We start from the raw sequence: 21,338 nt of genomic DNA, 5'->3' as shown, positions 1-21,338 counted from the left end.
CCGTTGCTCGGCAGCAACGCCTGCAGGGCATCGTCTCCGCCGCGTCCGGCACCTCAGCCAAATGGCCTTCACGGTCATCATCGCGCCAAGATTCAAGTGCCAGTGGCCGCGGTTCCAGACTGCAATTCCCGGAAATTCGCATGCGCATGCTCGGCAGGTTTTTGATTGGCGTCGGTTTCGCGGCGCTGATGGGGTCTTCAGCTTCGGCCGCACTTCTCGAACCGCGGTTGCACCTCAGGCCTTCCGCCGAAGCTACGCCCCGCGTGGCGCTGACGCTGGATGCCTGCGGCGGCAAGACCGACGCCCGCATCCTCTCGGCACTCGTCGACAACAAGATACCGGCGACGATCTTCGTCACCGGCAAGTGGTTGAAGCGCAACGCCGAGGCGCTCGCCGTCATGCGGGCGCATCCCGAGTTGTTCGAGCTGGAGAATCACGGCGCCGAGCACGTTCCGGCGGTCGACACGCCGCGCAGCATCTATGGACTGAAAAGCGCCGGCAGCACCGAGGCCGTGCAGGCCGAGGTCGTGGCCGGCGCGCTGGCCCTGACCGAGCGCGGCGGGCCGGCGCCGAAATGGTTCCGCGGCGCCACCGCGCAATACAGCAAGTCATCGATCGCACTGATCCGCAGTCTTGGCTTCAGGATTGCCGGCTATTCGATCAATGGCGACGGCGGCTCGCTGCTTGGCGCACGCGAGACCGAGCGCCGCGTTTCCTCAGCCAAGGATGGCGACGTCATCATCGCCCACATCAACCAGCCGACCCACGCTGCGGGCGGCGGGCTGGTCAAGGGTTTGCTGGCCCTTAAGGCGAGGGGTTACGCCTTTGTGCGACTGGACGATGTCGAGGATGACGGCACCGACGACACCACGAACTGATCCCGCCGTGTCGCGGCTTCAGGCCGCGGCGCGGAAGGCCTCGACCACGCCGACATAGGCTTCGGCAAGTTTTGCCAAAGGGCTGTTGCTGCGGCTGGCCGACTCGACCTTGAGCTTGCCGCCGGTGACAGGCAGCGAGAGCAGCAGGAACTGGCGCCTGGCACCGTCGCCGATCGATGCCGCGGCGACATGCCTGTCCTCGCCGGCCTCGTCGAGACGCATCTTGAACAGCAGGATGCCGCCGACGGCCTCGAGCGCATCGTCGACCATGTGGGCGAATTCCGATTCCGACACGCTGCCTGGAGCGATCGAGGGGGCGGCGATGGTCGCCGGTCCGGCGTCCTCAGGCGCTTGCGCGGTCAGCTCCTCGAGGCCAAGTACGACGGGCGCAGCTTCCTCGGCGGCCGGCGCTTCCGCCTCAACTTCGGCTTCGGCTGATGTTTCCGCCACACGCACAGGCGCTTCCGCAGCCTCGGGAACAACGGCAGCTTCGGTGGACAGCTCCTCCGCCGAAAGCTCGACATCGGCCGCAGCTTCCGCGACCGATTCAGATGCGGCCTCGACGATTTCTGTCTCGGCAACGGAAACCTGGGCGGCGGAAACGTTGGCAGCCTCGTCGCCGGCCGAGATCTTCTCGGCTGCGATCACGTCCTGCTCGACCGTTTCGGCAACATTGTCCAGTTGAGCTTCCGGTTCCTGTGATGGCGCTTCATGCTGCGGCAGGCTTTCGTCCTCCGCGCGGGGATGCGTATCCATGTGATCCCTCACAATATCTTACCAATCCCGCCAGCCGGTAACAAAGGTTAACCGGGACCGTGGCCGCAATATGGCCGCTGGCTTTGCCGGCTTGGCTTTCCCATGGTCAGGCTGGACAATCCGGCTATTGCGCCCAGAATGGCCAGACAAGATCTGGGAGGATCCACATGCTCGGACTGATGCAGGAGTGGCCGCTGCTGTGCCACAAGATCATTGACCACGCCGCACGGCAGCATCCGGACCGGGAGATCGTGTCGCGATCGATCGAGGGGCCGATTGTCCGCACCAATTTTGCCGAACTGCGCACGCGCTCGCTCAAGGTGGCGCAACGGCTGGAGCGCGACGGCTACAAGCTCGGCGACCGTATCGCCACCCTGGCATGGAACTCGGCGCGGCATATGGAGGCCTGGTACGGCACCATGGGCATGGGTGCCGTCTATCACACGCTCAATCCGCGGCTTTTCCCCGAGCAGCTCGTCTGGATCATGAACCACGCCCAGGACCAGGCGCTGTTCGTTGACCTGACCTTCATGCCGCTGGTCGAAAAGATCGCGCCGATGGTGCCGTCGCTCAAGCGCATCGTCGTCCTGACCGATGCCGCCCATCTGCCGCCGACGGCGCTGCCTGATGTCGTCGCCTATGAAGAGTGGCTGGCCGAAGCCGATGGCGACTTTGTCTGGAAGGCGCTCGACGAACATGCGGCGGCCGGCATGTGCTACACCTCGGGCACGACGGGCGATCCCAAGGGCGTCGTCTACAGCCACCGCTCCAACGTGCTGCATGCGATGATCGCTGTGATGCCTGACGCCATGGGCATTTCGGTGCGCGACGTCGTCCTGCCGGTGGTGCCGATGTTCCATGCCAATGCCTGGGGGCTGGCCCAGAGCGTGCCGATGGTCGGCGCCAAGCTGGTCATGCCCGGCGGCAAAATGGATGGCGCGTCGATCTACGAGTTGCTCGACAGCGAACGCGTCACCTTCACCGCGGCCGTGCCGACCGTCTGGCTGATGCTGCTTCAGCACCTGGAGGAAACCGGCAAGAAGCTGCCGCATCTCAACAAGGTGGTGATCGGCGGGTCGGCCTGCCCACGCATGGTGACGCAGAAGTTCGAACGCAACTACGGCGTCGAGGTCATTCACGCCTGGGGCATGACGGAAATGTCGCCGCTCGGCACGCTGTGCACCATCAAGCCCGAATATGACGAGCTCGAGGGCGACGACAGGCTGAACATCCAGCAGAAGCAGGGCTACACGCCCTTCGGCGTCGAGATGAAGATCACCGACGACGACAACAACGAGCTGCCCTGGGATGGCAAGACCTTCGGCCGGCTGAAGGTGCGCGGCCCAGCGGTATCCGGCGCCTATTTCGGTGGCGCCAGTGCCGAGCAGTTCGATGCCGACGCCTGGTTCGACACCGGCGACGTCGCCCATATCGATGAACATGGCTACATGCAGATTACCGACCGCTCCAAGGACGTGATCAAGTCGGGTGGCGAGTGGATTTCCTCGATCGAGCTCGAAAACCTGGCGGTGGGACATCCTGACGTTCAGGAGGCGGCGGTGATCGGGGTCAGGCACTCGCGCTGGGAAGAGCGTCCGCTGATGGTGATCGTGCGCAAGCAGGGCAAGGAGCCGGAAAAAACCGACATACTGGCGTTCCTTGACGGCAAGGTCGCCAAGTGGTGGATGCCCGACGACGTCGCTTTCGTCGACGAGATCCCCCATACGGCGACCGGCAAGATCCTGAAGACGGCGCTGCGCGAGACGTTCAGGGACTACCGCCTGCCGACGGACACAGCAGTGTAGGCAAGTTCATGTGCGGGAAGGGGGCACGAGCCGCCTTTCCGCTTCAACCGGAGCCGGAAACCCTCTAGTTTGCCCTGGCAGCGACCGCTGCCGTGGGGACGGCAATGCTGCCATATATGCTGGTGGGTAACGGGGTTCCATGGCTGAGTTCCAGACGAGATATCATGAGGTGCGCACCACGCGTTCGGCAGGGCTTTCGCGGGGCATGTCGTCGTTTGCGGCGGTGCTGCTGATAACAGTGGTTCTTGGCCATCGCCGCGGCCTGGTCGACACCACTGCTTTCTTCTGGGTGCTCGGCATCGTCGCCCTGCTCGCCGCTTTCGCGTTGCTGTTGTCCGGCTTTGCCTTTTCGCGGCTGTGGAAATTCGGCGACCGCGGCGGGCACGACCTGACCTTCGGTGCCCTGCTGGGGTTGGCGGTGCTCGCCCCGTTCGGCTTCGTCGCCTATCAGATCGCCACCTTGCCGATGCTGCGCGACATCTCGACCGATGTCGAAGATCCGCCGGCGCTGACGGCGGCGGCCTCGCTCAGAACGTCAGCCATGAACAGGCTCGAGATCCCGACCGCAGGCGAGCGCACCCTGCAGGCCCAGTCCTATCCTCTGGTCGCCGGGCGTCGCTACGACCTGTCGCTGGACCAGGTGCTGCAGAGTGTTTCGGCCGTGCTCGCCCGCCAGGGCTGGGAAATCGTCGTGCCGCCGCCGGCCGCCGACAAGGCCGCCGGCGAAGTCGACATCGAAGCGGTGGCGCGGACCTTCATCCTCGCCTTGCCCTCCGACGTTGCCATCCGGCTGGTGGATGACGGCGATTCGACATTCGTCGACATGCGTTCGGCCTCCCGCTACGGGCGGCACGACCTCGGCGAAAACGCCGGGCGGATTACCGGTTTCCTGGCCGAACTCGATCAGGAAATCGCCAGCCAGGCCGGAACCGCGACCACAGCGACGCCCGAGCAATAGTCTGGCCCGATCGTTTCATCTGACCAGATGTTGTTCAGGCTGGGGAATAGACGCTGTCGATCGCCGGGGCTTCGTTGCTGATCGCCTGGCCGCGGCCGACAAGATCCTCGAGATGGGCGAGCACGGAAAGCCCGGCCGCGCCGTAGAGGCTGGGGTCGGTGTTGCGATAGATCGCGCGCACGATATCGGGGATTGAGCTGTCGCCTGCAGCGAGGCGTTCAAGGATTGCCGCCTCGCGCATCTGGCGGTGGGTTTTCAGGCCGCGTACGAATGCCTGTGGCGAAACGACCGGGCCGCCATGGCCGGGCAGATAGGTGCTGTCGTTGCGTTCGATGAGTTTGTCGAGCGATGCCATGTAATCCGACATGGCTCCGTCTGGCGGCGCCACGATCGAGGTCGACCAGGCCATGACGTGGTCGGCCGAAAACAGGATGCCGCTGCCTTCAAGGGCGAACGCGGCGTGATTCGCCGCATGTCCCGGGGTCAGCACCGTCCGCATGCGCCAGCCGTCGCCGTCGACCACCGCGCCGTCGGCGACGACAAGGTCGGGGACGAAGTCGGTATCGCTGCTGGCATCGAGCGGTGCGACTTCGCCGATGCGCAGTGGCCGTGCCGAGCGATGCGGCCCTTCGGCGACGGTTACGGCACCGGTCAGCGTCTTCAGCCGTGCCGCCAGCGGCGAGTGGTCCCGATGTGTGTGGCTGACGAAAATATGGCTGACGGGACGGCCGGCAATGGCGCGAAGCAGCGCTTCGAGATGCGCGTCGTCGTTTGGCCCGGGATCGAGCACCGCCAGGGTGTCGGTGCCGATGATGTAGCTGTTGGTGCCATGGAAGGTGAAGGCGCTTGGATTGTTGGCGGTGAGCCGCATGACGCCGTCGGCGACAGCGACTGTCTGGCCGTAGGCAGGGTCGAAGCGTGTGTCGAAATCGAGAGACATGGCCAGCCGATATCTGTGAGTTCGCGATGCCCTGGGCAAATTCGTTTGCCGCTTAGCATGGAAGACAATATAGGGAAAACCATGACTACAGCCCCGGGCGTCCAGGCGCAAAGGGCGCTGTAGAGTTTTAGATCGGTGCATGATCCCTAGCGAAAATCGATTTCGATTTTCGGGGGCATGCAAAGCGGGCCTCGGCGCGCATACCACAAGGGGATTTACATGGCCGCTGCATCCAGTTCCACCGCGCTCATCTCGGCGGCATTGCCCGAAAAGGGTGCGACTCGCCTGGCGACCCAGCTGTTGCTGGCCGTTGCAGGCTCGCTGCTGCTTATCGCTTCGGCCAAGACCAAGGTCGTGCTCGGACCGGTCGACATGTCGCTGCAGACGCTGGCCGTGCTCGGCATCGGCGCGGCCTATGGCCTGCGCCTCGGCGTGGCGACGCTGCTGCTCTACATGGCGCAGGGCGCGATGGGCTATCCGGTGTTCCAGAGCACGCCCGAAAAGGGCATCGGCCTTGCTTATATGCTGGGATCGACCGGCGGCTACCTGCTCGGCTTCGTTGCCATGGCGGCAATCGTCGGCTGGGCTGTCGACCGCGGCTGGGGCCGCAGCATCGTCAAGATGCTCGGCGCGATGCTCGTCGCCGAGGTCGTCATGATGGCGCTTGGTTTCTCCTGGCTCTCGCTGCTGATCGGCGCGGAAAAATCCTGGCAGTTTGGCGTCGCGCCGTTCATCGTGCCCGACCTGATCAAGGTGGCGCTGGCTGCCGCAGCCGTTCCGGCGATCTGGGCGCTGCTGCCCAAGAAGGCCTGATCGCCTCAATCCGGCAATGGATTTGCCGAGCGGAAGATTTGCTTGGCAATGGATTAATGGGCGCCCCGGCCTTAGAAAGGCCGGGGCGTTTTGCATTTGAAGAGCAGTGATTTCATGACCGTTCTCGTCACCGGCACCGCCGGCTTCATCGGCTTCCACGTCGCCCGGCGCCTTCTGGCCGATGGCCACGAGGTCGTCGGCTTCGACAGCGTCACCGATTACTACGACACGTCGCTGAAGGCGGCGCGTCTGAAACTGCTCGCCGAACATGACGATTTCCGCTTCATCCGGGCCGATCTGGCCGACGCGACGGCGGTGAAGTCCGCTTTCGAGTGCCGACCCGAGATCGTCATCAATCTCGCGGCACAGGCCGGTGTGCGTTACTCGCTCGACAATCCGCAAGCCTATGTCGATGCCAATGTCACCGGCTTTCTGAACATCCTGGAAAACTGCCGGGCAACGAAGCCGAAACACCTGATCTACGCTTCGTCGAGTTCGGTCTATGGCGGCAACAGGAAGCAGCCCTATTCGCCGCGCGACGGCGTCGACCACCCGGTCAGCCTCTACGCCGCCACCAAGAAGGCCAATGAACTGATGGCGCATGCCTACAGCCATCTGTTCGGCGTGCCGGCAACGGGCCTGCGCTTCTTCACCGTCTATGGGCCATGGGGCCGGCCCGACATGGCCTATTACAAGTTCACCCGCGCCATCTTCGCCGGCGACACCATCGACATCTACAACAATGGCGATATGTACCGCGACTTCACCTATATCGACGACATCGTCGAGGGCGTCGTGCGACTGATCGACCTGCCGCCCAGGGCAGACCCGGACTATGACATCGCCGCCGGCGGCGCATCGGGAAGCTGGGCGCCGCATCGGGTCATGAATATCGGCAACCGCCGCAAGGAACATCTGATGGAGATGATCCGCATTCTCGAACGCGCGACGGGCCGCGAAGCGGTGAAGAACTTCATGCCGCTGCAGCCGGGCGACGTGCTCAGCACCTGGGCCGATGTCAGCGACCTCGAAGCGCTGATCGGCGAACTCCCGCACACGCCGATCGAGGAAGGGCTTGTCCGCTTCGTCGACTGGTACGGCAGATATTACCGCGTCCAGTAAAGGGCGACTCACCCATAAGATGTATTTCCGAAGGCGCCGGAGCGGCTGCCGCCGCCAGGCACGTAGCCCGCTCCAGCACCGGTCGTCGGCATTGTCCAGGCTAGAGCCCCGTGGAAGAGCTCGGAAAAGCTGACTCCACCCACGCATCAAGCCGACCGGAGAGGCTGCTTTCAGTCGGGTGATCGGCGTGCCTGTCCGAGGACAAATTTCGCGCCAAAATCAGCTGCTCGACTGCGCCAGGGAATTGCATTCCAGAAGATGTGGAACGCGGGCAAAATCTGACCGTCGTGGCCGTGGTTTTTGGTCGTGGGCTGCTTGCGACACAGCTAATTTGTGCGAAACTGCAGTCAATCGGTCGTTTCGGCACCAAACCGCGGCCATGGAACGATTTCCGAAGGCTTTTTTATGCTTGCCAGACTGACTCACCTGGACCGTCTCGAGGCGGAGGCGATCCACATTTTCCGTGAGGTCGCTGCCACTTTCACCAAGCCCGTGATGCTCTATTCCGTGGGCAAGGACTCGTCGGTCCTGCTGCATCTGGCGATGAAGGCCTTCTACCCCGCCAAGCCGCCATTCCCGTTCCTCCATGTCGACACGACATGGAAATTCCGCGAGATGATCGAGTTTCGCGACAGCATGGCGCGCGAGCTCGGCTTCGACCTGCTGGTTCATGTCAATCCGGACGGCGTCCGCGACAACATCAATCCGTTCGATCACGGCTCGAATACCCATACTCATGTGATGAAGACGGTGGGCCTGCGCCAGGCACTCGACAAATACGGCTTCGACGCAGCCTTCGGCGGGGCCCGTCGCGACGAGGAGAAGTCGCGCGCCAAGGAGCGCATCTTCTCCTTCCGCAATGCCCAGCATGCCTGGGACCCGAAGAACCAGCGCCCGGAAATGTGGAAGATCTTCAACACCCGTGTGGCCCAGGGTGAATCGATCCGCGTCTTCCCGCTCTCCAATTGGACCGAGCTCGATATCTGGCAGTACATCCTTCAGGAAAACATCCCGATCGTGCCGCTCTATTTCGCCAAGCATCGGCCGGTGGTCGAGCGCGACGGCATGCTGATCCTGCGCGATGACGACCGCATGAAGCTGCGCCCGGGCGAGGTGGTGGAAAACAAGCTCGTGCGCTTCCGCACGCTGGGCTGCTACCCGCTGACCGGTGCCATCGAATCCGACGCCGACAGCCTCGAGGGTATCGTCAGCGAGATGCTGACCGCCCGCACCTCCGAGCGACAGGGACGCCTCATCGACCGCGACGAAGCCGGCTCGATGGAAAAGAAGAAGCGCGAAGGGTATTTCTGAGAATGCGCCACGCCATGGCCACCAAGATCGAGGCCGCCGAGAGCGTCCGCGAATATCTCGCCGGCCAGGAGCAGAAGTCGCTCCTGCGATTCCTGACCTGCGGCTCGGTCGATGACGGCAAGTCGACGCTGATCGGCCGACTTCTGTCCGACACCAAGCAGATCTTCGAGGACCAGCTCGCAGCGCTTGAGCGCGATTCGCGCAAGCACGGCACGACAGGCGAGGACGTCGATTTCGCGCTGCTTGTCGACGGGCTGGAAGCCGAGCGCGAGCAAGGCATCACCATCGACGTCGCCTACCGTTTCTTCGCCACGCCGAAGCGCAAGTTCATCGTCGCCGACACGCCCGGCCATGAGCAGTATACCCGCAACATGGCGACCGGCGCCTCGACTGCCGACCTCGCCATCGTTCTCGTCGACGCGCGCCAGGGTGTGTTGCGCCAGACGCGCCGGCATTCCATCATCGCCTCGCTGCTCGGCATCAGGAACATCGTCGTTGCGATCAACAAGATCGACCTCGTCGGCTTCGACCAGAGCGTTTTCGACCGCATATCCGCTGAATATGCGAGTTTTGCCGAAAGCCTCGGCTTCAAATCGATCGTGGCGATCCCGATGTCGGCGCGCTTCGGCGACAACGTCACGCGGCGTTCCGACAAGATGGGCTGGTACGCCGGCCCGACCCTGATCGAGCATCTGGAAACGGTCGTCGTCGAGGAAGAGGCGACCGACCGTCCGTTCCGCTTTCCCGTGCAATATGTGAACCGGCCCAATCTCGATTTCCGTGGCTTTGCCGGGACGATTGCCTCCGGATCGATCTCGCAGGGCGACGAGATCGTCGTTGCCAAGTCTGGCAAGCCGTCGACAGTCAAGCGTATCGTCGCTCATGGCGGTGACCTGCGCAGCGCTGTTGCCGGCCAGGCCATCACCATCGTGCTCGAAGACGAGGTCGAGGTGTCGCGCGGCAACCTGCTGGTTTCGCCCGATGCTCAACCTGATGTCGCCGACCAGTTCGCCGCCAATGTCGTCTGGTTCGACGAGCAGGCGCTACTGCCCGGGCGTTCCTACATCCTGCGCACTGAGACCGATCAGGCGAGTGCTACAGTCACCGAGCTGAAGTACCGCATCAACGTCAACGACTTCGCCCATGAAGCGGCGAAGTCGCTCGAGATGAACGAAGTCGGCGTCTGCAACATCTCGACCCAGTCGCCGGTCGCCTTCGACAGTTTCTCTGAAAACCGCACCACCGGTGCCTTCATCCTGATCGACCGGATCAGCAACGCAACCGTCGGTGCCGGGATGATCCTGCACCCGCTGCGGCGGTCGGAAAACATTCACTGGCAGTCGCTCGACGTGACCCGACATGCCCGCGCCGACCTCAAGAACCAGCGCCCGGCGGTGCTGTGGTTCACCGGCCTGTCCGGGTCGGGCAAGTCGACGGTTGCCAACATGCTGGAAAAGAAGCTGCACGCGGCCGGCCGTCACACCTACGTCCTCGACGGCGACAATGTTCGTCACGGTCTCAACCGCGACCTCGGCTTCACCGACGAGGATCGTGTCGAAAACATTCGCCGCGTTGCCGAAGTCGCCAAGCTGATGGCCGATGCGGGCCTGATCGTCATCGTCTCGTTCATCTCGCCGTTCCGCGCCGAGCGCCGTATGGCGCGCGAATTGATGGGGCAGGGCGAGTTCGTCGAGGTCTTTGTCGATACGCCGTTCGAGGAATGTGCCAAGCGTGACCCGAAGGGGCTTTATGCCCGTGCGCTTGCCGGCGCGATAAAGAATTTCACCGGTGTCGATTCGCCCTATGAAACGCCGGAGAATCCTGAGATTCATCTCCAGACACTCGGCAAGACCCCTGAAGAGATGGTCGAGACCGTCGAGAACTGGCTGAATGAGCGAGACCTTGCAGAGCATCAATACGACGACGGTGGCGGCATCTGACGAAGCCATACTGACGCTGTTCGAACGCCTGGCCGTCGAGGCCGGGCAGGCGATCATGGAAGTCTACAATTCCGAGATCACGGTGACGGACAAGGCGGACGCCTCGCCCGTCACGCAAGCCGACAGGGCCGCCGAAAAGATCATCCTCGAAGGCTTGCGTGCGGCCTTTCCCGACGTGCCTTGCGTTGCCGAGGAAGAGACTTCGGAGGGTGTCGTTGCGCCGGATCTCGGTCGCGCATTCTTCGTTGTCGACCCGCTCGATGGCACCAAGGAGTTCGTCAAGCGGCGCACAGACTTCACCGTCAACATTGCGCTTGTCCGCGACGGCGCTCCTGAGATCGGTGTTGTCTATGCGCCATGCACCGGGCGGTTTTTTGCCGGGCGCCCCGGCAAGGCCGAGGCGTTCGAAATCGTCGACGGCTTAGCCGCCGGCCGCCGCCAGATTCATGTGCGCGAAGGCCGCGAGCCACTGACCATCGTCGCCAGCCGTTCGCACCTGACCCCAGAAACGGAAACCTTCATCAAGCGCGTGCATGCCGCCGAGATCGTCTCGGTCGGCTCGTCGCTGAAGTTCTGCCTGTTGGCATCCGGCGAGGCCGACCTCTATCCGCGCTTCGGCAGGACGATGGAGTGGGATACGGCGGCGGGCGATGCGGTGTTGCGCGCCGCAGGCGGCACCACGCATACGCTGGACGGTGCGCCGCTGGCCTATGGCAAGCGCAACCAGACCAATGATGCCGATTTCGCCAATCCGCATTTCGTCTCGAGCGGCCGGATCATCGACCCGGCCTTCATGTTCTGACTTGCCCGGCCTTCATGTTCTGACTTGCCCGGCCTTCATGTTCTGACTTGCCCGGCCTTCATGTTCTGACTTGAAAGTGCTGCCTACTTGGCCGCGATCTTGGCCGAGTTGGAGCCGACATAATTGCGGATCGTCGAGATGATCCGGTCCTGATCGGCTTCGCTGAGGTAAGGATGCATCGGCAGGCACAGGATGGTGCCGGGCACGGCATCGGATACCGGCAGGCCGCCCGGCGTGCGCGGGTAGTGGCTGTAGGCCACCTGCACATGCAGCGGCTTCACATAATAGATGACAGACGGAATGCCTTGTTCCTGCAGGTGCTTCTTCAGCCCGTCGCGGTCGGCGGTTTCGATGGCATATTGTGCCCATGCCGAGCGGCCGCCGGAGGGCGCACGCGAGGCCTTCACCACATCGCCGAGGCCGTCTGCATAACGCCTGGCGACGCGCGCACGCGCCTCCATCTCGTCTTCCAGGATCGCCAGCTTCTCGATCAGGATGGCCGCCTGCAGCGTGTCGAGGCGCGAGTTCAAGCCGACATGGATGTTGTCGTACTGGGTTTCGCCCTTGCCGTGGAAGGCGAAGGAACGGAGCTTGGCGGCAAACTCGTCGTCATTGGTAAACATCGCACCGCCGTCGCCATAGCAGCCGAGCGGCTTGGCCGGGTAGAAGCTGGTGGCGCCAACATGGCCATAGGCGCCGCACATCTTGCCGTCCTGCGAGCCGCCGATCGACTGGGCGGCGTCTTCGATGACGAGCAGGTTCTCACGCTTGGCGATGGCGTCGATGGCCGCATAGTCGGCGGCGATGCCGAACAGGTCGACCGGGATGATCGCCTTTGGCTTCAGGCGGCCTTCGGCCTTGATCATGGCGATCGCAGCTTCGAGGCTCTCGATGGAGATGTTGTAGGTGTCCGGCTCGATGTCGACGAACACCGGCTCGGCCTTGGCAAGGGCCACAACTTCAGCCGTGGCAGCAAAGGTGAAGCTCGGAACGAACACCGCATCGCCAGGGCCGATGCCGGAGGCCAGCAGCGGCAGCAGCAGCGCGTCGGTGCCGTTGGCGCAGGCAACCACATGCTTGACGCCGACATATTTGGCGAGCTGGTTTTCGAATTCGGTGACTTCCGGACCGAGGATGTAGCGTCCTTCGTCGACAACCTTGTCGATGGCCGCCTTCAGACGGTCGCGGATTCGTTCGCGCTGCGCGCCGAGATCGATGAACTGCATTATTGCCCCAAAAACCCAATCGTTTCGTCGCGCCGCTGATAGCAGAGTTGGGGGGGCCGAAAAAGCCGAGCACCCTGCGGCATGCAAGGCGCGGCTGCACTTCCTGTTACTTTCGGTTGCAGCAATTCCGCGCCGAAAATGGCGGAAAACAGCGGTTTTCCGGGCTGGTGCGTCGAAGCCGGCTTGGCGATGCGAAACATAAAGTGATCGGTGAAGTCGCCGGAAAACGCCCAATTCAGGCCAGTTCGCGCCGCCATGGCGGGTTTGCGCCGGCGCGCGACACGGTCACGGCGGCGGCCCGCGCACCAAGCGACAGGGCTGATTCAATGGCCGAGGCCGAGAGTTCGGAGATGGCAGCCTTGGTCAACACGTTCTGTTCGTGCAGCGAGGCAAGCACGCCCGCATTGAAGGTGTCGCCGGCGCCGACCGTGTCGACCACTGTCACTTTTTCTGGCGTCACGGAGATAGTGTGCCGGGCGCTGTAGGCGGTGGCGCCCTTGCTGCCCTTGGTGATGATCACCAGTTTCGGGCCCTTGCCCAGCCAGTCAGCCGCAATCTCGTCATGGCTGCCTGTTTCGCCGAACCAGGCCAGGTCCTCGTCCGAAAGCTTGACGATGTCGGCCATGGCGAGCATGCGGCGCATACGTCCAAGGTGAGCCTGCTTGTCTTGGATGAAACCCGGCCGGATGTTGGGGTCGAACATCATCACCCGGCGCTGGTGCTCTCGCTTCATCAGTGCCTCGTAGGCCGAACCGCATGGCTCGGGAATGAGGCTGATCGCGCCGAACAGCATGGCATCGATGTCGTCGCCAAGGCTGGGCAAATCGGCCTCGGTCAGCATGCGGCCGGCGGTGTTCTCGTCATAGAAGGTGTAGGTGGCGTGGCCGTTGTCGAGCCGGACGAAGGCCAGCGTCGTTGGCCTGCCCGACAGATTGGCATGTCGTGAGCCGACATTGCTCGCCGCCAGCACGTCGCGGACCTGCTGGCCGAACAGGTCGGACGAAACGCCTGAGAAGAACTCGGTTGGCACACCGAGGCGCCCGAGCGCGATCGCCGAATTGAAGATCGCGCCGCCGGCATAGGGCGCAAAGGCAGGTTCGCCGTCAGGACTTTGCCGTGGCAGCATGTCGATGAGCGCTTCGCCGCAGCACAGGATCATGGCTTGCCGATTCCCTCTGGATAGATGACGCCCTTGCGGACGATGACATTGGCGTAGAGCCTGGGCTCACTGGTGGCAATGATGGTGTGGGCGGCCTTGACGCGACTGTAGAAGGCATCGCCGGCCAGCGGCACAACGGCGAAGCCCGGCGCGCGATGGGCGCAGACCTGGTCGATTTCGCCATGTACGGGGTCGGACAGCGCCGGGTCGCCCTTGACCGAGGAGCGGAAGATCGCCTGCGGCACGAAATCGTCGACCGGCAGCACCTGCAGCACGGCGTCGAGCACCGGGATCAGGTCGAGCCCGTCGGCGCGGATAACGCGGCGGCCATGCTCGAGCGCGGGATAATTGCCGTCGACCATGGCGATCTCGTCGCCATGGCCCATCGCCCGCAAGGTGAACAGCAGGTCCGGCCCGAGCAGAGAAGGGATGTTGATGAGCACGGTCAGACCCCTCGCGACGGTGCGGTCGAGCCGATCAGGAAGCGCTCGGACAGCGGCAGGCTGGCGCCGCCCATGGCGCGCGCATGGATGCCGACGGTGCCCTCGCGGACGGATGGGATGCGCAGGCCCTCGACGTCGATCTTGCCGATCGCCGATTGCACTGCCTGCACCAGGCGGGCGCGGATCGACGGCGGCATCCAGCCGTCGATGACCGCACTTTCGAAATCGATGACGGATGCCGACGCCACGATGGCGTAGGCGAGCGCGTCAGACGCGGTCGAAATCCAGTTGTCGAGGTCAGGCTGGTTGTCGAGGTCGTGCCATTCCTCGGGCGAGGTCCAGAGGTAGGAAGCTTCGATGCCCTTGGCGTTCAGCGACTTTTCGAGCACGGCGATGGAGGCGACGTCGATGAGCTGGGTAGGTCTGCCGCCCGGTCCCGGCACCGGCATCGAGCCGAGCGCGCCGGCATTTCCGGTAGGTCCGCTGTAGAGCCTGCCGTTGAGCACCACGCCGCCGCCGGCAAAGGCGCCGATGTAGAAATAGACGAAGTCGCGAAGCGAGCCGATGTCGCCGAACACCAGTTCGGCGCCGCAGGCCGAGGTGGCGTCGTTCTGCAGATAGACGGGAAAGGAAAACAGCGCCTGGAGGTCGCTGCGGATGTCGCGATTGCGCCACGCGTCCATGATCTCGGGCGGGGCGCCTGCCGTGTCGACCCAGTTCCAGAGTTCGAACGGCATAGCCACGCCGAGGCCGGCAATGCGCTTGTCCTGCCCGCGCGTCAGGCCGGCGCGCATCTGGGCGATGCCCGATCTTACGAATTCGATGGTGTCGCGCGGCGTCGGGTAGCCATAGGAGTTCTGCAGCATCGCCCGCGTCTTGCCGAGAAAATCGATGAGCACGAGTTCGGCGCTGCGCCGGCCGACCTTGAGGCCAATGAAGAAGGCGCCCTCCGGGTTCAGGGCCATGGGAATGGAGGGCTGGCCGATCTTGCCGCGGATCGGCTCCTGACGCAGCAAAAGCCCCTCGACCTCAAGTTCACGCATGATCACCGAGACAGTCTGCGCCGACAGGCCAGTCATCCGTGCGATGTCGGATTTGGCCAGGGCGCCGCTCTGCCGCACCAGCGACAGCACCAGCCGCTCGTTGTGATCGCGCATGCCGCTCTGGTTGGTGCCGCGCAGTTGCTGGCTTTCCCCAGCCTCTGGCGAGCCGTGCCTTGAACTTCCGGCCTCCACCGGCTTCCTCCCGTCATTTCAGCGGTTTTCTCTGAAGATCCGCAATTTTCTTTTGGGACAGAATGCGGGTCGACTGCAATCCTGTCAATAATAAATAAGAGTGATTTAATTATTGACAGTCGGCGCCGATTGGTGTTTCGTCAGGGCCGGATACTCGACTGGGAAGAGTGCATGAGTATCTGGAACGACACCCGCTGACCGGGGTCGCATGGTTTGGTTTTGGGAGGAGTACCCGATGAAATTTTCAGTTCTGAAGACGACTGTCTTTGGTGCGGCGGTTGCCGCGCTTGCAAGCATTGCAGCACCTGCATCGGCCGCCGATGTAGGCGCATGCCTGATCACGAAGACCGACACCAATCCCTTCTTCGTCAAGATGAAGGAAGGCGCGACGGCGAAGGCGACTGAGCTCGGCGTCACGCTGAAGAGCTATGCCGGCAAGATCGACGGCGACAGCGAAAGCCAGGTCGCGGCGATCGAGACCTGCATCGCCGACGGCGCCAAGGGCATCCTGATCACGGCTTCCGACACCAAGGGCATCGTGCCGGCGGTCAAGAAGGCGCGCGACGCCGGCATCCTGGTCATAGCCCTCGACACCCCGCTCGAGCCGGCCGATTCGGCCGACGCCACCTTCGCCACCGACAATTTGCTTGCCGGCAAGTTGATCGGCCAGTGGGCTGCGGCGACCCTCGGCGACAAGGCCAAGGACGCCAAGATTGCCTTCCTCGACCTGACCCCGTCGCAGCCGACGGTCGACGTGCTGCGCGACCAGGGCTTCATGATGGGCTTTGGCATCGACGTGAAGGACGCCAACAAGATCGGCGACGAAGACGATGCCCGCATCGTCGGCCATGACGTCACCAATGGCAACGAAGAAGGCGGCCGCAAGGCGATGGAGAACCTGCTCCAGAAGGATCCGGGCATCACCGTCGTCCACACCATCAACGAGCCTGCCGCCGCCGGTGCCTATGAGGCACTCAAGGCAGTCGGCATGGAAAAGAACGTGCTGATCGTTTCCGTCGACGGCGGCTGCCCGGGCGTCAAGAATGTCCAGGACGGCGTCATCGGCGCAACTTCGCAGCAATACCCGCTGATGATGGCGGCACTCGGCATCGAGGCGATCAAGAAGTTCGCCGATAGCGGCGAGAAGCCCAAGCCGACGGAAGGCAAGGACTTCTTCGACACGGGCGTTTCGCTGGTGACCGACAAGCCGGCCACGGGTGTGGAATCGATCGACGTCAAGACCGGCCTGGAAAAGTGCTGGGGTTGATCTGACCGCCTGAAGGCGTGACACTTCCTTGCAGACGAAGGGCGACCCCTTGGTCGCCCTTCCTACAAGGGGGATGTGAAATCCCTGATGGGAGGAATTCGACATGACTGACGCTTCGGCAGATGCCAGGCGGCCGCAGGAGTTCGAGAAGGTTCTCTCGGGCAGCGACACCTCGGTGGCCAGCTTCGACACGCATACCCGGTCGCCAATCGAAAAGGTCCAGCATTTCCTGCATTCCAACCCGGCCGCAGTCCCGCTGATCGTGCTTATTGCCTCGGTCGCGCTCTTCGGCGTGATCATTGGCGGCAAGTTCTTCTCGGCCTTCTCGATGACGCTGATCCTGCAGCAGGTGGCTATCACCGGTATCATCGGCGCTGCCCAGACCCTGGTCATCCTGACCGCCGGCATCGATCTTTCCGTCGGCGCCATCATGGTGCTGTCGTCGGTGGTGATGGGGCAGTTCACTTTCCGCTACGGCTTGCCGCCTTCGCTGGCGATCCTGTGCGGCTTCGCCGTCGGCGCTCTCTGCGGCTGGCTGAATGGTGTGCTTGTCTCCTACATGAAGCTGCCGCCGTTCATCGTCACGCTCGGCACCTGGCAGATCGTGCTGGCGACGAATTTCCTCTATTCGGCCAACGAGACGATCCGTTCCCAGGATATCGAGGCGCAGGCGCCGATTCTGAAGTTCTTCGGTGAGAACTTCCGCCTCGGCAATGCGGTGTTCACCTATGGCGTCGTCGCCATGGTGCTGCTGGTGGCGGTCCTGTGGTACATTTTGAACCACACCGCCTGGGGCCGGCATGTCTACGCCATCGGTGACGATCCCGAGGCGGCCCAGCTTTCGGGCGTGCGCGTCAGCAGGGTTCTTATCTCTGTCTACGTCATCTCGGGCCTGATCTGCGCTCTCGGCGGCTGGATGCTCATCGGCCGTATCGGCTCGGTGTCGCCGACGGCAGGCCAGTTCGCCAACATCGAATCCATCACCGCGGTGGTGATTGGCGGCATCTCGCTGTTCGGCGGCCGTGGCTCGATCCTCGGCATGCTGTTCGGCGCGCTGATCGTCGGCGTGTTCCAGCTTGGCCTCCGCCTCATCGGCACCGATCCGCAGTGGACCTATCTGCTGATCGGCACCCTCATCATCATCGCGGTCGCAATCGACCAGTGGATCAGAAAGGTTGCAGGCTGATGGCTACCGAACCTCTTCTCACCGCGCGCGGTCTGGTCAAGCGATATGGCCGCGTCACCGCCCTCGATCAGGCCGATTTCGACCTCTATCCCGGCGAAATCCTTGCCGTGATCGGCGACAACGGCGCCGGCAAGTCGTCGCTCATCAAGGCGATTTCGGGAGCCATCACCCCTGACGAAGGCGAAATCCGCCTCGAAGGCAAGGTGGTGAACTTCAAGGCGCCGATGGAGGCGCGCGACGCCGGCATCGAGACTGTCTACCAGAACCTCGCTCTGTCGCCGGCGCTGTCGATCGCCGACAACATGTTCCTCGGCCGCGAAATCCGGAAGCCCGGCATCATGGGCAACTGGTTCCGCATGCTCGACCGGGGCGCAATGGAGAGGCGGGCGCGCGATAAGCTGACCGAACTTGGCCTGATGACCATCCAGAACATCGGCCAGGCTGTCGAAACGCTGTCCGGCGGCCAGCGCCAGGGTGTGGCGGTGGCGCGTGCCGCGGCCTTCGGCTCCAAGGTCGTGATCATGGACGAGCCGACGGCGGCACTCGGCGTCAAGGAAAGCAGGCGCGTGCTCGAACTGATACTCGACGTGAAGCGGCGTGGCCTGCCCATCGTGCTGATCTCGCACAACATGCCGCATGTCTTTGAGGTCGCCGACCGGATCCATATCCATCGCCTCGGTCGCAGGCTGACGGTCATCGATCCGAAGGAATACACGATGTCGGATGCCGTGGCGTTCATGACCGGAGCCAAGGCGCCGCCGGAGGCTGCAATCGCTGCCTGACCGACCGGCCACAACCCGGGGTCTCTGCGTCGCAAGATCCCGGGGTCTCTGCGTCGCAAGATCCCCGGGGTCTCCGCTTCGCGAGATATTGACGCGGAGATTTAAATCGATTGAGATCGCATTTGGATTGGCTAACATGAGTATGGGAGGACTGGTGTCGGCAAGGGAGGTAAGTGAACGGTGGCCGAACAACATGCGAGAGGCGAGATGACCCGCGCAGTGACCCCGAAAATCCCCAAGCCACCCCTTGGCGACACGAGCCCCGAGGCACTGGCTGCCGAAATCCTGAGTGCGCTGAAGTACCGGCTCGGCAAGGACGCCACGGTAGCCACTGACTATGATTGGCTGACCGCATCGATCAAGGTGGTGCGCGACCGCATCGTCGACGAGTGGATCTCCTCGACCAAGGAGGCCTACGACCAGAGCGCGAAGCGGGTTTATTACCTCTCGCTGGAGTTCCTGATCGGCCGCCTGATGCGCGATGCCTTCTCCAATCTCGGCCTGATGGACGCGATGCGCGAAGCGCTTGCCTCGCTCGGCGTCGAGTTCGATATCATCGCCAAGCTGGAGCCTGATGCAGCACTCGGCAATGGCGGTCTCGGCCGGCTCGCCGCCTGCTTCATGGAAAGCATGGCGACCGTCGACATTCCGGCCCATGGCTACGGCATCCGCTATGCCAACGGCATGTTCCGCCAGGAAATCCATGACGGCTGGCAGGTCGAACTACCCGAAACCTGGCTCGAACACGGCAATCCCTGGGAATTCGAGCGCCGCGAGCGCGCTTTCGAGGTCGGCTTCGGCGGTTCCGTCGAATCCGTCACTGCGCCGGATGGCCGGCTTGAACGGCATGTCTGGAAGCCCACCGACCGCGTCCTGGCCGTTGCCTACGACACCCCGGTGGTCGGCTGGCGCGGCGCGCGCGTCAACACGCTGCGGCTGTGGTCGGGCATGCCGCTCGACCCGATCCTGCTCGACAAGTTCAATGCCGGCGACCACATCGGTGCGCTTGCCGAAAGCAACAAGGCCGACGCGCTGTCACGCGTGCTTTATCCCGCGGACTCGCACAAGGCCGGCCAGGAACTGCGGCTGCGGCAGGAATACTTCTTCTCGACCGCCTCGCTGCAGGACATCCTGCAGCGCCACATCAGCAAATATGGCGACCTGATGTCGTTGCCCGACAAGGCGGCGATCCATCTCAACGACACCCATCCCGCTGTCGCCGTACCTGAACTGATGCGCCTGCTGATGGACGTCCATGGCATGGACTTCGACACGTCCTGGGACATCACCAAGCGCACCTTTGCCTACACCAACCACACGCTTCTGCCGGAGGCGCTCGAAAGCTGGCCGGTGCCACTGTTCGAGCGGCTGCTGCCGCGCCACATGCAGATCGTCTATGCGATCAATGCCGAGGTTCTTCTTGAAGCGCGGGCGACTGGCCGCTTCAGCGGCGAGCAGATCAGCCGCATTTCGCTGATCCAGGAGAACGGCGAGCGCCGCGTTCGCATGGGCAATCTTGCCTTTGCCGGTTCGCACAGCGTCAACGGCGTCTCGGCGCTGCATACCGAGCTGATGAAGGAAACGGTATTTTCCGACCTGCACAGCCTCTATCCCGACCGCATCAACAACAAGACCAACGGCATCACGCCGCGGCGCTGGCTGATCCAGTGCAATCCTGGTTTGACCGGCCTGGCGCGCGAAGCCATCGGCGACCACTTCCTCGACGACATCGAGGCGATCCGCGAGCTCGACGGTTTTGCCGGCGATGCCGCGTTCCGCGACAAATTCGCTGCGGTCAAGCGCGCCAACAAGGTGCGGCTGTCGAACCTCGTGGCCGAGCGGATGGGCATCAAGGTCGATCCGTCGGCGCTATTCGACATCCAGATCAAGCGCATCCACGAATACAAGCGCCAGCTTCTGAACATCATCGAGGCGGTGGCGCTCTACGACCAGATCCGCTCGCACCCGGAACGCGAATGGATGCCGCGGGTGAAGTTCTTTGGCGGCAAGGCGGCACCGAGCTACCACAACGCCAAGCTGATCATCAAACTGGCCAATGACGTCGCCAGGGTGATCAACAGCGATCCCTCCGTGCGCGGGCTGCTCAAGGTCGTCTTCATTCCGAACTACAATGTCAGCGCGGCCGAGATCCTGATGCCGGCGGCCGACCTTTCGGAGCAGATCTCGACGGCGGGCATGGAGGCGTCCGGTACGGGCAACATGAAGTTCGCGCTCAACGGCGCGTTGACCATCGGTACGCTCGATGGCGCCAATGTCGAGATCAAGGAGCATGTCGGCGACGATAACATCTTCATCTTCGGCCTGACCACCGAGGAGGTCGCCGAGCGCCGCAACAGCGGCTACCAGCCGGCTGCGGTGATCGACGGTTCGCCCGAGCTCAAGCAGGCGGTCGCTGCGATTTCATCCGGCGTGTTCTCGCCCGACGACCCCGCGCGTTACCGCGAGCTGATGGACGGGCTCTACCAGCACGACTGGTTCATGGTCGCTGCCGACTTCGATTCTTATGCCGCTGCCCAGCGCCAGGTCGACAATATCTGGCGCGACAGCCCGGACTGGTACGCGCGCGCCATTCGCAACGTTGCGCGTGTCGGCTGGTTCTCGTCCGACCGCACCATCCGCCAATATGCCAAAGAAATCTGGAACGTACCGGCCTGATGTGATTGCATGAACTGACCTCGCCGAAAAAACCCTGGG

At 63.2% G+C, this 21,338-nt stretch carries 19 protein-coding genes; 12 read left to right on the top strand and 7 right to left on the bottom strand.

Translation table 11 applies throughout. The annotated features are described in order from the left end of the window. Positions 1–140 precede the first annotated feature (140 nt). Complete coding sequence (locus tag DY201_RS21920) at positions 141–878, top strand: polysaccharide deacetylase family protein (RefSeq protein ID WP_115733050.1); 738 nt, start codon at positions 141–143, stop codon at positions 876–878. A gap of 18 nt (positions 879–896) precedes the next feature. Here DY201_RS21920 and DY201_RS29580 read toward each other — a convergent pair whose 3' ends face one another. Further along, positions 897–1,634, bottom strand: a complete 738-nt coding sequence (locus tag DY201_RS29580) for a hypothetical protein (protein ID WP_245432065.1) — start codon at positions 1,632–1,634, stop codon at positions 897–899. A 167-nt stretch (positions 1,635–1,801) separates the two neighbouring features. Here DY201_RS29580 and DY201_RS21910 point away from each other — a divergent pair, with 167 nt between their 5' ends. Both DY201_RS21910 and DY201_RS21905 read left to right on the top strand, forming a co-directional pair. Further along, the gene (locus DY201_RS21910) at positions 1,802–3,439 is read left to right on the top strand and encodes a fatty-acid--CoA ligase (RefSeq protein ID WP_115733049.1); all 1,638 of its coding nucleotides are present in this window, start codon (positions 1,802–1,804) and stop codon (positions 3,437–3,439) included. Between the two features lie 139 nt (positions 3,440–3,578). Further along, positions 3,579–4,397, top strand: a complete 819-nt coding sequence (locus tag DY201_RS21905; RefSeq protein ID WP_165915790.1) for a DUF1499 domain-containing protein — start codon at positions 3,579–3,581, stop codon at positions 4,395–4,397. Positions 4,398–4,431: 34 nt separating this feature from the next. On the opposite strand, the gene DY201_RS21900 is transcribed toward DY201_RS21905, so the two are convergent. Further along, positions 4,432–5,337 (bottom strand): MBL fold metallo-hydrolase, encoded by a 906-nt coding sequence (locus tag DY201_RS21900; RefSeq protein ID WP_115733048.1) that lies wholly within the window; start codon positions 5,335–5,337, stop codon positions 4,432–4,434. A 219-nt stretch (positions 5,338–5,556) separates the two neighbouring features. Between DY201_RS21900 and DY201_RS21895 the strand changes: the two genes are divergently transcribed. The 5 genes from DY201_RS21895 (at position 5,557) to cysQ (ending at position 11,325) form a co-directional block, all read left to right on the top strand. Beyond that, positions 5,557–6,150, top strand: a complete 594-nt coding sequence (locus tag DY201_RS21895; protein WP_115733047.1) for a biotin transporter BioY — start codon at positions 5,557–5,559, stop codon at positions 6,148–6,150. Between the two features lie 114 nt (positions 6,151–6,264). After that, complete coding sequence (locus tag DY201_RS21890; protein WP_115733046.1) at positions 6,265–7,272, top strand: NAD-dependent epimerase; 1,008 nt, start codon at positions 6,265–6,267, stop codon at positions 7,270–7,272. A gap of 405 nt (positions 7,273–7,677) precedes the next feature. Then, positions 7,678–8,583, top strand: a complete 906-nt coding sequence (gene cysD, locus DY201_RS21885) for a sulfate adenylyltransferase subunit CysD (protein WP_115733045.1) — start codon at positions 7,678–7,680, stop codon at positions 8,581–8,583. A 2-nt stretch (positions 8,584–8,585) separates the two neighbouring features. Next, entirely contained in the window at positions 8,586–10,523 is a 1,938-nt protein-coding gene (gene cysN, locus DY201_RS21880; protein ID WP_115733044.1) for a sulfate adenylyltransferase subunit CysN, read from the top strand. Beyond that, a complete protein-coding gene (cysQ, locus tag DY201_RS21875; RefSeq protein WP_115733043.1) occupies positions 10,474–11,325 on the top strand; it encodes a 3'(2'),5'-bisphosphate nucleotidase CysQ in 852 nt (283 codons plus the stop codon). The genes cysN and cysQ overlap by 50 nt, the downstream gene beginning before the upstream one ends. Before the next feature lie 83 nt (positions 11,326–11,408). Here the strand turns inward: cysQ and DY201_RS21870 are convergent, their stop codons facing one another. From DY201_RS21870 to DY201_RS21855, 5 genes are read right to left on the bottom strand one after another with little or no spacing between them, the layout of a single operon-like run. Further along, the gene (locus DY201_RS21870; protein WP_115733042.1) at positions 11,409–12,551 is read right to left on the bottom strand and encodes a DegT/DnrJ/EryC1/StrS family aminotransferase; all 1,143 of its coding nucleotides are present in this window, start codon (positions 12,549–12,551) and stop codon (positions 11,409–11,411) included. Continuing rightward, complete coding sequence (locus tag DY201_RS28800) at positions 12,551–12,808, bottom strand: hypothetical protein (protein ID WP_131922212.1); 258 nt, start codon at positions 12,806–12,808, stop codon at positions 12,551–12,553. Before DY201_RS28800 ends, DY201_RS21870 begins: the two co-directional genes overlap by 1 nt. Then, complete coding sequence (locus DY201_RS21865; RefSeq protein ID WP_115733041.1) at positions 12,787–13,710, bottom strand: carbohydrate kinase family protein; 924 nt, start codon at positions 13,708–13,710, stop codon at positions 12,787–12,789. Before DY201_RS21865 ends, DY201_RS28800 begins: the two co-directional genes overlap by 22 nt. Beyond that, the gene (locus DY201_RS21860; RefSeq protein WP_115733040.1) at positions 13,707–14,153 is read right to left on the bottom strand and encodes an RbsD/FucU family protein; all 447 of its coding nucleotides are present in this window, start codon (positions 14,151–14,153) and stop codon (positions 13,707–13,709) included. The genes DY201_RS21865 and DY201_RS21860 overlap by 4 nt, the downstream gene beginning before the upstream one ends. A 2-nt stretch (positions 14,154–14,155) precedes the next feature. After that, complete coding sequence (locus DY201_RS21855) at positions 14,156–15,388, bottom strand: ROK family transcriptional regulator (protein WP_115733039.1); 1,233 nt, start codon at positions 15,386–15,388, stop codon at positions 14,156–14,158. Positions 15,389–15,623: 235 nt separating this feature from the next. On the opposite strand from DY201_RS21855, the gene DY201_RS21850 reads away from it, so the two are divergent. From DY201_RS21850 to DY201_RS21835, 4 genes are all read left to right on the top strand, one after another. Next, complete coding sequence (locus tag DY201_RS21850) at positions 15,624–16,655, top strand: sugar ABC transporter substrate-binding protein (RefSeq protein ID WP_165915789.1); 1,032 nt, start codon at positions 15,624–15,626, stop codon at positions 16,653–16,655. Positions 16,656–16,758: 103 nt separating this feature from the next. After that, a complete protein-coding gene (locus DY201_RS21845; protein WP_115733038.1) occupies positions 16,759–17,841 on the top strand; it encodes an ABC transporter permease in 1,083 nt (360 codons plus the stop codon). After that, positions 17,841–18,623: an ATP-binding cassette domain-containing protein gene (locus tag DY201_RS21840; protein ID WP_115733037.1), complete on the top strand. Its 783-nt coding sequence runs from the start codon at positions 17,841–17,843 to the stop codon at positions 18,621–18,623. The genes DY201_RS21845 and DY201_RS21840 overlap by 1 nt, the downstream gene beginning before the upstream one ends. A 207-nt stretch (positions 18,624–18,830) precedes the next feature. Further along, the gene (locus DY201_RS21835) at positions 18,831–21,299 is read left to right on the top strand and encodes a glycogen/starch/alpha-glucan phosphorylase (RefSeq protein WP_115733036.1); all 2,469 of its coding nucleotides are present in this window, start codon (positions 18,831–18,833) and stop codon (positions 21,297–21,299) included. Positions 21,300–21,338: the final 39 nt, after the last annotated feature.

Origin of the sequence: Aminobacter aminovorans (assembly GCF_900445235.1) — a bacterium.
Lineage (GTDB): Bacteria > Pseudomonadota > Alphaproteobacteria > Rhizobiales > Rhizobiaceae > Aminobacter > Aminobacter aminovorans.
This window is presented reverse-complemented; position numbering and strand designations above follow the sequence as displayed.

Coding starts and splice junctions, on each gene's coding strand:
- DY201_RS21920 (WP_115733050.1), top strand. CDS start 141: ATGCGCATGCTCGGCAGGTTTTTGATTGGCGTCGGTTTCGCGGCGCTG.
- DY201_RS29580 (WP_245432065.1), bottom strand. CDS start 1,634: ATGGATACGCATCCCCGCGCGGAGGACGAAAGCCTGCCGCAGCATGAA.
- DY201_RS21910 (WP_115733049.1), top strand. CDS start 1,802: ATGCTCGGACTGATGCAGGAGTGGCCGCTGCTGTGCCACAAGATCATT.
- DY201_RS21905 (WP_165915790.1), top strand. CDS start 3,579: ATGGCTGAGTTCCAGACGAGATATCATGAGGTGCGCACCACGCGTTCG.
- DY201_RS21900 (WP_115733048.1), bottom strand. CDS start 5,337: ATGTCTCTCGATTTCGACACACGCTTCGACCCTGCCTACGGCCAGACA.
- DY201_RS21895 (WP_115733047.1), top strand. CDS start 5,557: ATGGCCGCTGCATCCAGTTCCACCGCGCTCATCTCGGCGGCATTGCCC.
- DY201_RS21890 (WP_115733046.1), top strand. CDS start 6,265: ATGACCGTTCTCGTCACCGGCACCGCCGGCTTCATCGGCTTCCACGTC.
- cysD (WP_115733045.1), top strand. CDS start 7,678: ATGCTTGCCAGACTGACTCACCTGGACCGTCTCGAGGCGGAGGCGATC.
- cysN (WP_115733044.1), top strand. CDS start 8,586: ATGCGCCACGCCATGGCCACCAAGATCGAGGCCGCCGAGAGCGTCCGC.
- cysQ (WP_115733043.1), top strand. CDS start 10,474: ATGAGCGAGACCTTGCAGAGCATCAATACGACGACGGTGGCGGCATCT.
- DY201_RS21870 (WP_115733042.1), bottom strand. CDS start 12,551: ATGCAGTTCATCGATCTCGGCGCGCAGCGCGAACGAATCCGCGACCGT.
- DY201_RS28800 (WP_131922212.1), bottom strand. CDS start 12,808: ATGGCGGCGCGAACTGGCCTGAATTGGGCGTTTTCCGGCGACTTCACC.
- DY201_RS21865 (WP_115733041.1), bottom strand. CDS start 13,710: ATGATCCTGTGCTGCGGCGAAGCGCTCATCGACATGCTGCCACGGCAA.
- DY201_RS21850 (WP_165915789.1), top strand. CDS start 15,624: ATGAAATTTTCAGTTCTGAAGACGACTGTCTTTGGTGCGGCGGTTGCC.
- DY201_RS21845 (WP_115733038.1), top strand. CDS start 16,759: ATGACTGACGCTTCGGCAGATGCCAGGCGGCCGCAGGAGTTCGAGAAG.
- DY201_RS21840 (WP_115733037.1), top strand. CDS start 17,841: ATGGCTACCGAACCTCTTCTCACCGCGCGCGGTCTGGTCAAGCGATAT.
- DY201_RS21835 (WP_115733036.1), top strand. CDS start 18,831: ATGACCCGCGCAGTGACCCCGAAAATCCCCAAGCCACCCCTTGGCGAC.